Below are 15630 nucleotides of genomic sequence, written 5' to 3'. Positions count from 1 at the left end.
AATTTTTTCGAGCACCGCATTTCGCATGCGTTTTCACACGGACTCGACCCGATCCGGCCGTTGGATCCCGCACCAGCTTAACGGCAGCTTTCGAGGGTTGAACGGCCATTCCTGCCGCCGCGGCGACCGACGCACATCGCCGCTTGAAGAAGTACCAGCAAGCATCGGGTGCATGCGCAAATACCGGTTTGTCTTTCGAAACGCGCTGCTACCATTAGGCTGTGTTGTGCGGTATGGCGGCCTTCGCGCCTTGCCTGGTCGCAACAACCTGCGTTCCGCGACAACGACTTTCCACGAACCATGTTTCGGGAGGGATCATGTCGCGTCATTCGTCCAGACTGGCGATCCAGTCGCCCCCAACCCCACGCAATGGGCTGTGCTTTACGCTGGCGTATGCCGGCGCGGCACTCATCGCGCCTCGGTCGCGGCCTTCCGCATGGAAGCGTGTTCTGCGCCCGCTGCCGCTTGCGCTATGGGTGCCGCTCGCGCTCACCGCGTGGTGCGTGCCGATGGCCCACGCGGCCGGACCGCTGCCGCAGGGCGGCGCCTTCGTCCGGGGCCAAGGCGCGATGACGAGCGGCACCACTTCGCTGACGATCGACCAGTCCTCGTCCCGCGGCGTGATCGACTGGCACAGCTTCTCGATCGGCAACGGCAACACCGTCGCCTTCAACAACGGGTCGGGCGCGACGCTGAACCGTGTAACGGGCGGCGATCCGTCATCGATTCTCGGCAAGCTCACCGCCACCGGCAGCCTCTACCTGATCAATCCGCAAGGCATCCTCGTGGGGCCCTCGGGCGTGGTTAGCACGGGCGGACGTTTCGTCGCGTCCACCCTGGATATCTGCAACGACGTCTTCATCAACGGCGGCGATGCACTGACGCTGTCGGGCAAGTCGGACGCGAGCGTGATCAACCTCGGCAGGATCAGTTCCAGCGGCGGTGATGTGTTCCTGATCGCGCGTCAGGCAGTCATCAACGCGGGCACGGTAAAAGCGCCCAGCGGCACGGTGGAACTGGCGGCTGGCGAGACGGTGCTGTTACAGGACTCGGCCAGCAGCAGGCAGGTGTTCGTGCAGACGGGCAGTCAGGGTACCGTCGTCAACGTGGGGCAGATCAAGGCCGCACAGGCCAGTCTGCAGGCCGCCGATGGGAACGTCTATGCGCTCGCGGGCGGCGGCACGCGCATCCGCGCGACGGGCACCGCGAGCCGCGATGGCCACGTCTGGCTGGTCGCCGACAGCGGCCGTGTCACGCAGCGTGGCCCAATTGCAGCGGTGAATGCGGATGGCAGTGGCGGCACTGTCGACACGCAGGCCGAGGGATTGTCGTTCGGTAGGGGGGCGGAAGTTCGCGCAGGCCAATGGAACATATCGACGCCTGTTTTCACTATCGATCGCGCCGCTGCAGGCGCGCTTCGACGCAGTCTCGACGCGGGCACTTCAGTCGGCGTCATGACCACGGGTGTCAACGGCGCGACCGGTGATCTGGATATCGCATCGAACCTGAACTGGCACGGTGCCGCATCGCTTACGCTCGCGGCGCACCACAATGTGTCGGTCACGACGGGCACGACGATCGCGAACAACGGAGCGGGCAATCTGACCCTGCGCGCCGACGCTTCGGGCATCGATAACGGCGGCAGCGTAGCCAACCACGGCACGATCGACTGGTCCGCCAGCACGGGCACCTTCAGCGCACTCTATGACATGAATGGCAGCTACAGCCCGGGCACCATCCTGACCAACAACGCGTGGAGCGCCGCGCCATACAGCGGGCTACTGACGCAAGTAACCGGCTACAGGCTGGTCAATTCGCTGACCGATTTGCAGAACGTGTCGCTTGATCTGGCCGGCATCTATGCGCTCGGCAGGGATATCGATGCGAGCGCGACGAATGCCTTCGGCGGGGTCACGTTCATTTCAATTGGCAATGCGACCAGGCCTTTCTCCGGTCAATTCGATGGCAGGGACCATGTAATCGACAAGTTCGATGACTTTGGTGGACTGTTCGGCGTGATCGGTCCGACAGCGGTCGTTCGCAATGTCGGCATGACGAACGCCTATGCCGTTGGGGGGGAAGGTATGAATTCGTACGGGGGCATTCTGGCTGGGCAGAACCAGGGCTTGATTACCTACACTTATACGAGCGGTTTCCTGCTGAGCGGTATCTTCGAGGGTCCGATGGCCGGCGGTCTGGTGGGGCGCAATGACGGTCTGATCGAACGGTCGTCGAGCAGCGCAACGATTAGTATGGGAGGTGAGTTTGGCGGGCTCGTCGGCGCCAACTACGGCACCATTAAGCAATCCTATACAACTGGTGATGTCGCTCCGAATTACCATGGCTTTGGGGGCGGCCTGGTGGGCAACAACTACGGCACCGTGTCGCAATCCTACGCGACGGGCGTCACCTTTGGATCCTTCGCGGCCAGCGGGTTGGTCTTCGCGAATGCCGGCGTGGTCGAACAGTCGTTCGCATCCGGCGAGGTTAGAGGACCTTTTGGTCAAGGTCCGGATTACGGCACCTACGGCGCAATCGTGGCGCGCGACAACGGCGGAACGATCGCAACAAATGTCTATTGGGACAAAGAGACGACGACACGAACGCAAGGCACTGGAAACCTCGCACAACTGCCCCCGTCGAACGGCCTGACAACTGCCCAGATGAGCAACCCGTCCAGCTTCGACGCGTCGTGGGACTTCAGCCCGACCGGCGCGTGGGTCATGCCGGCCGGGGCGACGCATCCAATCCTGCGCTGGCAACTGGCCCGGTAGGCGCAGCTGAGAACCGGCGGCCGGCACGAGCCGGCTCCGCCGCGTCACTCGGTGGCATCTCAATGGCAGCTTTTTGGGGGAGGAACCGACGTTCGAATGTCTGCCTGAACACGCGTGCGAACGTCCTAAGGTGGCCGATAGCACCAGTTCAATGAACGTTCCGAAGAACTGCCGTTGAAAACTTCAACGGCGGCTTAGGGGCGGCCTCTGTGAGCGAGTACAGTCGGCCACAACCAGCCAGTGGGCGAAACTTTGCAAAGGGCCGCTCCGGTGCCGACAAGAGCCAACCGCACATGACGCGTTGATCATTAGAAAGTCGGTGGTCACGCTCCGACTTAGCATCAAACCCGGAATGACATTTACCTGGACCGTGCATCCCAAAACGGGCGCAAAGGATGTCGCCGTGCATTAGTCGGCTGGTCGCGTTGATTGCTTTTCGCTAAAAGGGTCTCCGTGATTTTCGTGCTGTTTGCGTGCAAGCCGGCAAGCACGCGCCAAACATCGCGCGCCAAGCCGGAAACGGCATGCTCTTCAGATTTCGTTGACCGGGCTACATAGAGAATACATCTATGAATTGGACACAATCGTCATGTTGAACACCGTCGGCGTCCACGCGTTCCGGCCGACCTCAGTGGTGGAGACGTCAGGTCTCACGAGCGCAAGAGCCGGCTTCAGACCATCGTGAATTGCAGCAACCGCGACCGCCCGTTCATTATGGCGGGAGGATTCGCACATCGATCAATTATCAAAATTCGCCAGAACCACTTGACAAAGGACTGCTCATGGAAGGGCACCCCTATAGTCGGAAATCCACGCATTGGGGTCGCTGAAAGCGGCCCATTTTGTGCGGCGCCACCCCATGCCGGTCATTCTGTTGGGCGCTGCACAATGATCGCTTCGATCACGTGGTCGTTCCAGAACACGCGGTGAATCCTGGCCTGGAGCAGTCGCAGCGTTTCCGGCTGCAGATCATGGAACGCAAGCAGCACAGCAGGCCGGATTCCGGTACCTGCCACGCGCTCGATGGAAATAAACGGCGGGAAGCCATAGCGGCTCAAAAACCCCCGGATGTCTTCGTCGGAAACAGTGTCTTTGACGGTTTGCAGCAATAGCTCAGTCAAGATGTCCTTCTCCTGTGCAGTGTCACGCCATGATGTTGACGCCGCCATCGACGTACAGCGTTTCCCCGGACACTTTCCGTGCGTACGGCGTAGAGAGGAAAGCGCAGGTGTAGCCAACGTCCATGATGTCGACGAGTTCGCCGAGCGGCGCACGGTGGGCTGCTTCGTTGAGCAGCCGACCAAAGTCCTTGAGTCCGGAAGCGGCGCGCGTCATTAGCGGACCCGGTGAGATGGCGTGAACGCGGATGCCCCGCGGACCCAGTTCATGGGCGAGGTAACGCGCACACGCTTCGAGCGCGGCCTTCACGGGTCCCATGACGCTATAGTTCGGCACGACCTTGCTTGCGCCGTGATAGCTCATGGTGAGCAGCGTGCCACCTTTATCCATGAGGGGCGCGGCAAGCGCGGCCATACGCACGAAGGAATGGCACGAAATGTCCATTGCTTGCGCGAAGCCCTCGCTCGAGCAGTGCAACAGCCCGCCCTGAAGGTCGTCCTTCGGCGCCCACGCAATCGAGTGCAGCACGATGTCGAGGCGTCCCCAACGCTGGCCTATTTCGGCAAACACCGCGTTGAGCTGGTTCGCATCGGTGACGTCGAGCGGCAGGAGCATGTGAGCATCCAATTCCTGCGCGATTGGCTCGACCCAGGCTTTGGTCTTTTCCGTGGCATACGTGATCGCAAGGTCAGCGCCGAGTTCGCGAAACGCCTTCGCGCACCCGTATGCAATTGAGTGTTCGTTGGCTATGCCCGTGACGAGCGCCTTCATGCCCTTCAGCAGTGGGCCTGCCTGTCCGCTGTTTTCCGTTGACATCGCTTTACTCCACGACAGCGCGCGTATGGCGCGCAATCATCAGTTCTTCGTTGGTCGGAATGACCCACACCGGTATGCGGCTTGAAGCGGTGGTCACGAGCGGTCCGCCCTTGAGATTAGCAGCGACGTCCAGTTCGGCACCGAGCCACTTCGCTCGCCGCACGACAGCCTCGCGGACCGCCGCCGCGTGCTCGCCTATGCCGCCGGTAAACACGAGCGCGTCGATGCCTTCCATGGCGGCGGCAAGCGAGCCCAGCTCGTGCGAGATGCGATAGACGAAAAGATCGATCGCGAAGCGGGCGCGAGGATCGTCGCTTTCGAGCAGCGTGCGCATGTCCGCGGAGACGCCCGATACGCCGAGCAATCCGGACTTGCGATACAGGAGACCCTCCACAGCACGCACATCCATGCCCTGTTCTTCCATCAGGTACAGCACCACGCCGGGATCGAGATTGCCGCAGCGGGTGCCCATCGGGAGGCCATCAAGGGCGGTAAAGCCCATCGAGCTGGCCACGCTCGCGCCCGCCACGAGGGCGCACATGCTCGCGCCGTTGCCGAGATGCGCAACCACAGTGCGCCCCGCGGCTGCTCCGGGTGCGACGTGGGGCAACACGCTGGCGATGTACTCGTACGACAGCCCGTGAAAGCCATAGCGGCGCACGCCGAGGTCCGTGATTGCCGCCGGGAGCGCGAACGCCTGGGCCACCTCCGGCTGCGTACGGTGGAACGCCGTATCGAAGCACGCCACCTGCGGCACGTCTGGCTGCATCTGGTCGAAAAGACGTATCGACTTCAGGTTATGCGGCTGATGCAGTGGTGCCAGCGGCGTCAGCTTGTCCAGTTCGTCGACCACGGCAGGGGTCAACCGAACTGGCCCGCTGAAGCGCTGCCCGCCGTGTACCACACGATGGCCGACGGCCACCAGCGTGTGTCCTTCGCGGTGCTCCTCGAGGAACACACCGATGTGTTCGAGCCCGAGCCGATGGTCCAGCTCCGTACCGGCAGTCCACTCCTTCGCGTGGTGCTTGCCGTGACGATCCAATGCTTCGAATCTTGCGTGCGACGTATAGAGTCCATCGACCTGGCCATGCACGACCAGCTCGAGCGCACTACCCCGCTCTTCAAACGCCGAGAACTTGATACTGGACGAGCCGGCGTTGAGGACGAGAATCACGTCTGCCATGGCATCACCCCACCATCTTTGCCGCCTCGCGCCGCGCGCGGGCAACGAGCACGGCCACCGCGCACGAGGCGAGGCGGGTAATGAGCGAATCGGCCCGGCTCGTCAGGATGATGGGCACGCGCGCGCCTAGCACGATACCGGCCGCGTCCGCGCCCGCGAGGAACGACAGGCTCTTGGCCAGCATGTTGCCCGCTTCGAGGTCGGGCACCATGAGCACATTGGCGCGCCCCGCCACCGGCGACTCGATGTGCTTGATGCGTGCCGCCTCGGCGTCGATGGCGTTGTCGAGCGCAAGCGGACCGTCGACGAGTGCCCCGCTCACCTGCCCGCGGTCCATCATCTTGCATAGAGCGGCAGCCTCGATTGTGGACGGCACTTTCGGGTTCACCGTCTCCATAGCCGAAAGAATCGCCACCCGCACTTCCGGAAACCGCAAGGCGTGGGCAAGATCGATTGCGTTCTGCAGGATGTCGACTTTTTCCTCAAGCGTCGGAGCGATGTTGATCGCCGCGTCGGTCACGATCAGCGGATCCGCATGTCGCGGCACATCCATCACGAAGCAGTGGCTGATGCGCCGGCCTGTGCGCAGCCCCGAATCGCGGCGGACCACCTCGGCCATCAGTTCGTCGGTGTGAAGGCTGCCCTTCATGAGCGCTTCGGCCTTGCCTTCGCGCACGAGCTGGACGGCCGCGGCCGCCGAAGCTTCGCTGAAAGGTGTGTCGACGATCGGGTAATCGGCGATCGGTAGACCGCATTCCGAAGCGACCGAGACGATGCGCTCGCGCGGACCGACGAGCGTGGGCGCGATCAGCCCTTGCTGCGCGGCCTCGACCGCCCCCTGCAAGGAACTCTTGTCGCAGGGATGAACGACGGCCAGAGACATGGGCGCAAGGTTACGGCATTGCGCAATGAGCTCGTGGTACTTGACGTGTCTGGATTCCATGGCGGGTTCCCTCACTGACGGGTTGGCGGCACTCACGATGCCGTGGCCCGAACGCGCGGTGCGCGGGCCTTTTGGGGCTGCGACTCGAGCGCGGTTGTCGCGCCGAGCACTGACCGGATGGCGCGCAGCGCCTCTTCCTGCGCGGGTGTCGGCGGGATGCGCAGCACCCGCCGGTCGGCCAGCAGCTTGTCGAGCAAGGTCAGGAGCCGGTTTCGGTCTTCCGGGCTGGCGAGCAGATCGGGCAACGTCTGGATAGCCTGTTGCGGCTCAAAAGTCGCGATGAGTTCCTGCTCCCCGCGAATGCGCCGCCAGTCGGCAGGAGGCAAATGCGGCAGGTCGTCGGCATATTCATCGACCAGTTGCTTGACTGTCTCGATGCGCGATAGCGGCAGCGGCTCGCCCTTTGGCGCGAGGAGGAACGCGGTGCGCGCGACCGCCTCGTTGTAGCCGCCCTGCCTCAGCGAGGCGAGCGCCGCCTGGACGAACGGCAGGCTGCGAGGATCGGCGGCGGCGGATGTGCCGGCCCCATGCTCGCCGAAGCGGTCCGGGTCGTGCATTGCGAAAAGATTCGCGTAGATGGAGAAGAACAGTGCTTCGATGCTGGCGTCTCTTACCGCCCGGAACTGGTCGAGCGAGGCGCTGATCAGTTCTGAGCCGCGCTGCTCCACCTTGCGCCAGGGTTCAAGGTCGCTCGAGGGCTGCCGGCTGGCTCTGACAGCATCGGCCATCGGACGCAGCGCGGCCACCCACGGATTCAGGTCCGAGAACGCCCAGCGCTGGAGACGCAACGGATGAAAGTCGCGCAGCAACCGCGCGGTCGTCTCGTTCGACGCATGCTGCACAAAGGGTTGAACGAACAGCTCGTAGGCTCGCTGGTTGAACTCCGACACCGCCGCCACGGCCTTGAACGGCTTTTCGTCCTCGCGCCGCAACTCGTTGAAATGCTCGACGGCTTCTTCCAGCCGGTGTTCGGTGAGCGAGACCTCGTATTCCGTTTTGCCGTCTGCGCCCTTTCCCTCCTTGATCGACATGCCGTAGAGGCCCGGCGCGAGCGTCTCGATTGTCTCCAGCACGCTGAAGATCTGCGTGTATTCCTTCTTCGCCACCTTGCCGGAAACAAAGATGCCGAGATGGCCGACGTCCTCGTGCATCAGGGCGACGATGACCTGGCCGCGCGCCTTGATCTCCTCGGTGCTGCTGTACATGTCAGCGACCCAGTTGAACGCCTGTTGCGGCGGCGTGATGTTGTCGCCCATCGATGCGAAAAGGATGATGGGCGAGCGGATGGCGCGCAGGTCGAAGGATTTGCCCGACGGGCCGGACACTTCGCCGGACCACAGCTTGTTGCCGATGAAGAGGTTACGGGTGATCCACTCGATCTCTTCCCGGTTCATCAGGTAGTAGCTGCCCCACCACCGCTCGAACTCGATAAAGCGCGCCGGTTCCGTATCGATGTTGGCGAACACGTTGTAGTACTTGTCCCAGAACGTGTTGGCGGGGTTCAAATACTCGAAGTTGTTCACGAGATGCGCGCCGTCGAACTTGCCGTTGCCAAGATCGGCCGCCAGGGACGAGAGCCACGTGCCGCCCAGAATGCCTCCGGCATAACGCATTGGATTGGGCACCTCGCTCTCGCTCCACGCCCCGCTCCAGTAAGACATGGGCGCGCCGTTGACCAGGATGGGACCGGTGTCTTCCGGCGACGAACTGGCAAGCATCATCGCGGCCCAGCCGCCCTGGCAATTTCCGACGATCGCGGGCTTTGGGCTGTCTGAATGCAGTTCGCGCACCTTCCGTACGAACTGCTGCTCGGCCGCGCACACGTCGAGCAGGGTCTGGCCGGGCTCTGGCTCCTGGAAGAACACGACGAAATAGACGGGATGACCGGCGCGCAGGGCAACGCCGACCTGCGAATCGTCCTTGAAGCCCCCGATGCCGGGACCGTGCCCGGCGCGCGGATCGATGATCAGATACGGGCGCTTCTTCACGTCGACCACGACACCCTCCGGCGGCCGTATCGACAGCAGAGCGTAGTTGACGGGCCGCTCAAAGTGCCTCGCGTCGAGCACTACGTCATAGTCGAAATGCAACGCCGGCTTGATCCCGGCCTTGTTGCGCTCGATGAACTCGTTGCCGCGTTGACGCAAGGCATCCCAGAACAGGACGGAGCGCTGCGCGAAATCGGCCGTATAGTGCCAGGCACCCCATGGTGTGAACTGCGCCAGGTTGGGAATGGTGAGCGCGGACGTGCCGTCGCCCCCCTTGATTGCGTCGCTCGTCCTCTGCCCGAATCGTTGCCGGGCCTCTTCCAGGCGATTGTGCAACAGGCGCAGGATTTTCAATGCGATCTCGTGATTGCGTGTCAGCTGTGTAACCTGGTCCATCTCATGAATCTCCTTAAGCAAAGCGACTTAACCTGGCACAACTGCTCATTCCGTTGCCTGGTTGCAGAGAAGCCTAGATGCCGACTGGATTACGGCAGCACCAAGCACAAACAATCCTTCATCTGACAAACTTGTCATTTATGACAATGTATTCATTATAAACCCGGTCGATGATACGACGGTTGAGTTCAGGGAGTCAGCGGATTTCATCGGGGCCCCCCAGTCGAATGATTGGCTGCAACAGGCCGGATATAAAGCAGCAACCGCCCCATCAAGTCATGCACACGAAAAACCTTCGCAAAAAGGGAGGCGTCCATATAGAGTCATACTGTCTAGAACATATTGACCACAACGATGGTGAGCAACGCCATCACAAGGCGCGAGACCGCGTAGCCTGTCGCATAGCCGATGACTGGCACGTTCGACTTCGCGGCTTCCTGCAACGCGCCGAGCGCAGCTGTCGTCGACCGCGCGCCAGCGCAGGCGCCGACCAGGATGCCGGGGTGGAACTTGAACACGTACCGGCCGAGCAAAAGACCGACGACGAGTGGCACGATAGTCACCAGAACGCCGGCGAGGAAAAGCGTCGAGCCATAGTGCTGGATACCACCGACGAAGCCGAGCGCCGCGTTGAGTCCGATGCATGCGATGAACCCGTTGAGGCCGACGTTGTTGAATACCCAGATGGCAGGCCCGGGGATCCGGCCGAAGGTCCGCATGGTGGAACGCAGATAGCCGCAGATGATCCCGGCGACGATCGCGCCGACCGCGGTACCGAGGCTGAGGGGGACGCCGCCGATATGGATCGTGAACGCGCCGACAAGGCTGCCAGCGACGATGCCGAACGCCATGAACGCCATGTCGGAGCCTTCGACCGGGCGGTCGGCGTAGCCGAGCACCTTCGCGATCTTCGCGACGTCCTGGCGTGCGCCGAGAATCTTCAGCACGTCGCCGCGCTGGACCTTATGCTCGCGTTGCATCGGCAACGACACGTCGGAGCGCGTGACGTTCGTGAGGAAAACGCCGCGACCCGGCTCGCCGAACAGCGTGTCGATGATTTCACCGAGGGTCTTTCCGGCATAGCGCTTGTTCGTCACGACGAGATCGAGCAGCTCGGTCGGGAAATCGAGCAGCGGTACGTCCTTCACTTCGGGACCGAAGCAGTTCTCGTACGTGAGGAGCGCGGCGAGGCCGCCGGACACTGCGAGCACGGCACCTTCGGTGAGCAAGGTATCGCGCGTGCAGTCGACGATGGCCGAGCCCTCGGTGACGCGTATGCGCCGCACAAAGATTTCGTGGTTGAACAGCGTTTCGACGTCGAGCACGGTCTTGCCGATCAGATCGGTGTTCGTCAGACGGAACGCACGCGCCGAATACTCGCGGTAGGCGGTGGGGCCGATTGCGGTGCCACCGCCATGGTCGCTTTCGTATTGTTCGCACTCTTTTGCGAGATCGAAGCGCATGAGCTTCGGCGCGATGTTCGCGAGCAGATACGCGGAGCCGATCGTACCGAACGGGTATGTTACGGCATACGCGATCGGCAGCAGCGCGAGCGCGCTCTGCAGTTGCGCGTTGGGCAGGCCGGATTGCTGCATGAGGTCGGTGGCAACACCGAGCACGGTCGAGTTCGTATAGCCGCCCGACAGCAGACCGGACGTGAGCGCCGCGTTATAGCCGAGCATCTTGCCGAGCGCAATGGCCGTGGCCGTGCCCGCGAGGCAGACGATGACCGAGAAGACCACTTGCGGTAGCCCGTCACTTCTCAGCGCGCGGATGAATTGCGGACCGACGGAATAGCCGACGGAAAACAGGAACATCGCGAAAAACGTCGATTGCAGCGCGGACGGCAGCTTGATGCCGATCTGGCCGACCAGCAGCCCGGCGAGCAACGTCGAGGTGACGACGCCGAGATTGAGTTTCCCGAGCCTCAGGTTTCCGATCCAGAAGCCGACGCCGATCGTGAGGAACAGGGCGATTTCCGGATACTTCTGGAGTGTTTGGACAAAGTATTCCATGGCGAATGACTCTTTATGTTTAGCTTCGCTTGCACAGCGTCGCATCCTGGCGCGCGAAAGGTATGTGGTTGATGCCGGATATCGAACATCAGTGCGCCTGAACCGGCATCGTTTTCTCTCTTCAATCAGGCTCCTTGCCGATGCGCGGATGACGGCGAACGTCGATCCGCGCGGCGCGACTAGGCAAAGGCGGTCGCTGCTGACGGGCGCTCGATCGGGCCCCTCTGTCGCGACCGTCGGATGGATGAAGCCGGCATCGATTGTTCCGTCGCGCAGCATCGCTTCGAGCGTGGTGCTCACGTCTTCGCAGAAGGGCAGCGTGATATCGGGACAGCGCTCGCGAAACGCAGCGACGAGTTGCGCAACCAGCGGCCCGGCGAGCCGCCGCACGCCGACGCGCACGACGCCGCTCGCGCCGCTGCCGAGATCGGTCAGGGCGTCACGCAATTGGCGCTCGGCGGTCAGCATCTCGATGCCGCTCGCGAACACCAATCGTCCCGCATCGGACAGCTCGACGAACCGCTTGCCGCGAATGATCGGCGGCGCGCCCACTTCGTCCTCGATCGCCTTGACCATCCTGCTGATTGTCAGTTGCGTCACGTTCATCTTTTCGCCGGCGAGCGTGAAGCTGTTCTGCCGCACGAGTTCGACGAAGTACCGCATTGCTCGCAGTTCCATATGCACTCGCTGTTTCCACGACTTGCCGGTTGTCGTCCCGACGACGTTGCATGCGTCGTCGCGCGTCCGGCACGCGGCACCTATCGCCCCTGTCCACCGCTTGACGCTTAGTACGCCGGGTTGTAGAGCAGGCTTTCGATCCACGCGCGGATCTCGCGAGGCCGGGGCACCTGCGCGAGGCCGGCTTCGAACATGTACTCGGCGATCCGGCTCGCCGTCGTGATCTCCGTTTCGAGGATGTGGTCCTGGCTCGGGAACAGCATCGCCTTGGCCTGCATCGACGGGCTGACCTGGTCGGCGGTCGCGTGCGCGGCGACGATGAAGCATTCGTCGGTGAGCCGCGTCGGGCGGCATGCGTACGTCGCAAGACCGATCGCCGGGTAGATGTAGAAGTTGTTCGCCTGGCCCGGCCGATACTGATGGCCGTTCATCTCGAAATCGGGAAACTGCACGCCGGCGGCGAAGAGCGCTCGCCCCTGCGACCACGTATAAGCCTGCTCCGCCGTGCACTCGGCCTTCGTCGTCGGATTGGACAGCGCGAAGATGACCGGCCTTTCGTTGAGCCTGGCCATCGCCTCGACGACGTCTTTGGTGAACGCGCCGACCTTTGTCGACACGCCGATCAGGATGGTTGGCTTGAAGCTCTCGATCACGTCGAGGAAGCGCTTGCTCGGCTTGTCGTCGCGCGCCCACGCCTTCTGCGCGTCGGTGAGGTCGGTGCGCGACGCTTCGATGAGGCCATTCACGTCGAAGAGCCGAATGCGCGCACGTGCGTCTTCGATCGACAGCCCCTTGGTCTGCATCTCAGCCGCGATCAGCTTCGCGATGCCGATGCCGGCCGAGCCCGCGCCGAGGAACAGGATCCGCTGGTCGGCAAGACGGGCGCCGGTCTGGGTCAGCGCGGCCGAGATGCCGGCGAGCACGACGGACGCAGTACCCTGGATGTCGTCGTTGTAGCAGAGGATGCGGTCGCGATAGCGGTCGAGCATCCGGATCGCGTCCGTGCCCTTCCAGTCTTCGAAGTGCACGCAGCAGATCGGGAACACTTCCTGAACTGCCTGGATGAACTCTTCGGTCAGCTCGTCGAGTTCGGCCTCGGAAAGCGGCAGCTCGCGCGTACCCATGTAGAAAGGGTCGGCACGCAACTGTTCGTTCGCGGTGCCGATGTCGAACAGCACAGGCAGCAGGCACGTCGGCGGCACGGCGCCGCACGCCGTATAGAGCTGCAGTTTGCCGATCGGAATGCCCATCCCGTTCGCGCCGATGTCGCCGAGCCCGAGAATGCGGCCGCCCGTCGACACGCAGATGAAGCGCACGTCACGCTCTGGCCAGTTGCGCAGCACTTCGGCGATGCGGCCCTTCATGTCGCGGGTGATGTACATGCCGCGTGCGCGACGATACAGATTGCCGAACTCGAGGCACGCGTCCGCGACGGTCGGGTCGTAGAGAATCGGGATGAAGCGCTTCGGGTCCGACATGATGGTCTTGTAGAACACCGTTTCGTTGCGCGCTTCCAGATCGATCAGATAGACGTAGCGTGCGAGGTCGTCGGTGAGCACGTCGAGATGCGACAGCACGCGTTCGACCTGACGGTCGAGCGGCTCGACCGCGTGCGGCAGCAGCCCTTCGAGTCCGAGCCTGCGGCGTTCGTCGCGCGTGAAGGCCGACCCTTTGTTGTGCGCCGGCTCGTGTAGCAGGGCCGCGCCAGTGAGCGGCGCGACAGGACGAAAAGCGAGCTTCTTGTTTTCGATAGTGTGACTGGTACTCATGTTTGCAAATCCTCTTGATGTTTTACGAGGGGGTTGACGCAAGCCCGAGTGGACTTCCGCGTCATGATTCCGGGTAATCGTCCTTTTCGTGCATGTATGGACGCGTCGCCATGCGTGGTTTCGCTGTGCGGTGTAGCCCACGACCATTTTTCAAAGCGACGCCTGAAAACGCGTCCGGCTGAGCATTGACCTCCTGACCTTGGCCTTGCAACGAGCGACCGAACTGATGTGCTCTACGGCTTTCGATTTCCGCCCGACGATTGCTGACAGGTCCGCTGATGTTGAACGTCTAGCCGATCAGCGAATCGACTTCACCGTTGTTGTTGAGGACGAGGTGGACGACGTCGCGCAGACACACCTAACCGCAGGCTCGGGTCTTTGACGTGCCGTCTGCGTTCAATCGCGTTGCTGTATTGAACGACACGTACCGAGCGGGCCGCGCGGCCGGAATCCGCCGGCAGCGCGACCGCCCCGCTCTAGCCTAACCGCCTGCCGAGCGTCGGATCGTTCTCGAAATCGAGCACGATACGGCCTTCGATCTCGCCATGGTGCATCCGTGCAAACACATCATTGATGTTGTCGAGCGTCTCGGTCCTTACAGTCGCACGGACTTTGCCTTGAGCGGCAAAGTCGAGCGCTTCCTGAAGATCAAGGCGTGTGCCGACGATCGATCCACGAACGGTAATGCCATTGAGCACCGTGTCGAAGATCGAAAGTGGAAAATCGCCCGGCGGCAGACCGTTCAGCGAGACAGTGCCGCCGCGAGCAACCATGCCCATCGCCTGCTGAAACGCCTTGGGCGAGACGGCGGTGACTAGCACACCCTGTGTGCCACCCAGCTCCTTCTTGATGAAGGCTGCAGGATCGGTGTTCAACGCATTGACCGTCAGCGCCGCACCTAGCGTCTCCGCAAGCTTCAGTTTGGCATCGTCGATGTCAACAGCCACAACATTGAGCCCCATCGCCCTCGCGTATTGCACGGCCATGTGGCCGAGCCCGCCAATGCCCGAGATGGCGACCCAGTCACCAGGTTTGGTATCGGTGACCTTCAGTCCCTTATAGACCGTGACCCCCGCGCACAGCACCGGCGAGATCTCAACGAAACTGACATTCGCGGGGAGATGTCCGACATAGTTGGGGTCGGCGAGGACGTATTCGGCGAAACTGCCGTTGACCGAGTAGCCTGTGTTCTGTTGCTCGTCGCATAGCGTCTCCCAGCCGCCGAGGCAGTGCGCGCAGTGACCGCAGGCGGTATAGAGCCACGGCACGCCGACGCGATCGCCCTCCTTCACATGGCGGACGCCCGCGCCTGCCGCAACAACGTGACCAACGCCTTCGTGACCAGGAATGAAGGGCGGCTTCGGTTTCACTGGCCAGTCGCCTTCGGCGGCGTGGAGATCGGTATGGCAAACGCCAGTCGCAGCGATCTTGACAAGGATCTGGCCGGGACCCACCTCGGGTACGGTCACTTCCTCAATGACGAGCGGCTTGCCGAATTCGCGAACAACGGCCGCCTTCATGGTCTTCTTCATGATAAAACTCCTTGCGTCTGCTCGTCCGGCCTGGTTTCCTTGAGAACTGCTATCTTGATGGGCATTTGCGACCTTCGCGGGAACTGCGACGTTTGAACACTACGAGATGGCCCGGTGAGGGGGACGTTTCTCTCGTCGTCCAGTCGGCCGAGCATCAGCACAGGCCGCGGTGCCGCCGTGCGCACGAACCCGATGCGATCCGGGTCAATCGCCATCATCGGTACAGCCGGGTTTTCGCAGCCGCGCACTCGAGCGCTTGCCAATTGGTTGGTTACGCTGTTCAGCATGTCAGACTCCAGTCGAGTAGGAGAAGGCGTGAGCAATGAGGCCGGGCAGCAGCCGGGCATTCATCGTCGACGGCCAGAACGTCTCTTGATGGAGTCAATTGTCGGCGGGACGCCCCGCGCCCGGTATCGG

10 protein-coding genes are annotated in these 15630 nt (G+C 62.4%); 1 reads left to right on the top strand and 9 read right to left on the bottom strand.

The window, feature by feature from the left end; genetic code table 11:
- The first annotated feature begins 509 nt into the window (after nucleotides 1-509).
- The gene (locus OKW28_RS23755; RefSeq protein WP_429454434.1) at nucleotides 510-2774 is read left to right on the top strand and encodes a filamentous hemagglutinin N-terminal domain-containing protein; all 2265 of its coding nucleotides are present in this window, start codon (nucleotides 510-512) and stop codon (nucleotides 2772-2774) included.
- Nucleotides 2775-3640: 866 nt separating this feature from the next.
- Here OKW28_RS23755 and OKW28_RS23750 read toward each other — a convergent pair.
- The 9 genes from OKW28_RS23750 to OKW28_RS23710 form a co-directional block, all read right to left on the bottom strand.
- Nucleotides 3641-3895: an RNA-binding protein gene (locus tag OKW28_RS23750; protein ID WP_429449414.1), complete on the bottom strand. Its 255-nt coding sequence runs from the start codon at nucleotides 3893-3895 to the stop codon at nucleotides 3641-3643.
- 22 nt (nucleotides 3896-3917) lie between these two features.
- Nucleotides 3918-4709, bottom strand: coding sequence for an enoyl-ACP reductase FabI (gene fabI / locus OKW28_RS23745; RefSeq protein ID WP_429449412.1), 792 nt, complete (start codon nucleotides 4707-4709; stop codon nucleotides 3918-3920).
- A 4-nt stretch (nucleotides 4710-4713) separates the two neighbouring features.
- Entirely contained in the window at nucleotides 4714-5892 is a 1179-nt protein-coding gene (locus OKW28_RS23740) for an acetate/propionate family kinase (RefSeq protein WP_429449410.1), read from the bottom strand.
- 4 nt (nucleotides 5893-5896) lie between these two features.
- Nucleotides 5897-6871 carry a phosphate acetyltransferase gene (locus OKW28_RS23735; RefSeq protein ID WP_429449408.1) on the bottom strand — a complete coding sequence of 325 codons (975 nt, stop codon included), beginning with the start codon at nucleotides 6869-6871 and terminating at the stop codon, nucleotides 5897-5899.
- Nucleotides 6868-9219 (bottom strand): DUF3141 domain-containing protein, encoded by a 2352-nt coding sequence (locus tag OKW28_RS23730; protein ID WP_429449406.1) that lies wholly within the window; start codon nucleotides 9217-9219, stop codon nucleotides 6868-6870. Before OKW28_RS23730 ends, OKW28_RS23735 begins: the two co-directional genes overlap by 4 nt.
- Before the next feature lie 332 nt (nucleotides 9220-9551).
- Nucleotides 9552-11912, bottom strand: a complete 2361-nt coding sequence (gene aspT / locus OKW28_RS23725) for an aspartate-alanine antiporter (RefSeq protein WP_429449404.1) — start codon at nucleotides 11910-11912, stop codon at nucleotides 9552-9554.
- Nucleotides 11913-12019: 107 nt separating this feature from the next.
- A complete protein-coding gene (locus tag OKW28_RS23720) occupies nucleotides 12020-13681 on the bottom strand; it encodes an NAD-dependent malic enzyme (protein WP_429449402.1) in 1662 nt (553 codons plus the stop codon).
- A gap of 476 nt (nucleotides 13682-14157) precedes the next feature.
- Complete coding sequence (gene adhP / locus OKW28_RS23715) at nucleotides 14158-15213, bottom strand: alcohol dehydrogenase AdhP (protein WP_429449400.1); 1056 nt, start codon at nucleotides 15211-15213, stop codon at nucleotides 14158-14160.
- On the bottom strand, nucleotides 15210-15500 hold the full coding sequence (locus tag OKW28_RS23710; protein ID WP_429449398.1) for a hypothetical protein: 291 nt from the start codon (nucleotides 15498-15500) through the stop codon (nucleotides 15210-15212). Before OKW28_RS23710 ends, adhP begins: the two co-directional genes overlap by 4 nt.
- Nucleotides 15501-15630: the final 130 nt, after the last annotated feature.

Origin of the sequence: Paraburkholderia sp. 40, assembly GCF_050434105.1 — a bacterium.
In the GTDB taxonomy this organism is placed as follows: Bacteria; Pseudomonadota; Gammaproteobacteria; order Burkholderiales; family Burkholderiaceae; genus Paraburkholderia; species Paraburkholderia tuberum.
The sequence above is the reverse complement of the archived record's forward strand: the minus strand, read 5'-3'. Positions and strand labels throughout refer to the sequence as shown.

Bases quoted from the DNA above. Each gene is read 5' to 3' on its own strand.
- OKW28_RS23730 (WP_429449406.1), bottom strand. From the start codon at position 9,219: ATGGACCAGGTTACACAGCTGACACGCAATCACGAGATCGCATTGAAA.
- OKW28_RS23720 (WP_429449402.1), bottom strand. From the start codon at position 13,681: ATGAGTACCAGTCACACTATCGAAAACAAGAAGCTCGCTTTTCGTCCT.
- OKW28_RS23740 (WP_429449410.1), bottom strand. From the start codon at position 5,892: ATGGCAGACGTGATTCTCGTCCTCAACGCCGGCTCGTCCAGTATCAAG.
- adhP (WP_429449400.1), bottom strand. From the start codon at position 15,213: ATGAAGAAGACCATGAAGGCGGCCGTTGTTCGCGAATTCGGCAAGCCG.
- fabI (WP_429449412.1), bottom strand. From the start codon at position 4,709: ATGTCAACGGAAAACAGCGGACAGGCAGGCCCACTGCTGAAGGGCATG.
- OKW28_RS23755 (WP_429454434.1), top strand. From the start codon at position 510: ATGGCCCACGCGGCCGGACCGCTGCCGCAGGGCGGCGCCTTCGTCCGG.
- OKW28_RS23710 (WP_429449398.1), bottom strand. From the start codon at position 15,500: ATGCTGAACAGCGTAACCAACCAATTGGCAAGCGCTCGAGTGCGCGGC.
- aspT (WP_429449404.1), bottom strand. From the start codon at position 11,912: ATGGAACTGCGAGCAATGCGGTACTTCGTCGAACTCGTGCGGCAGAAC.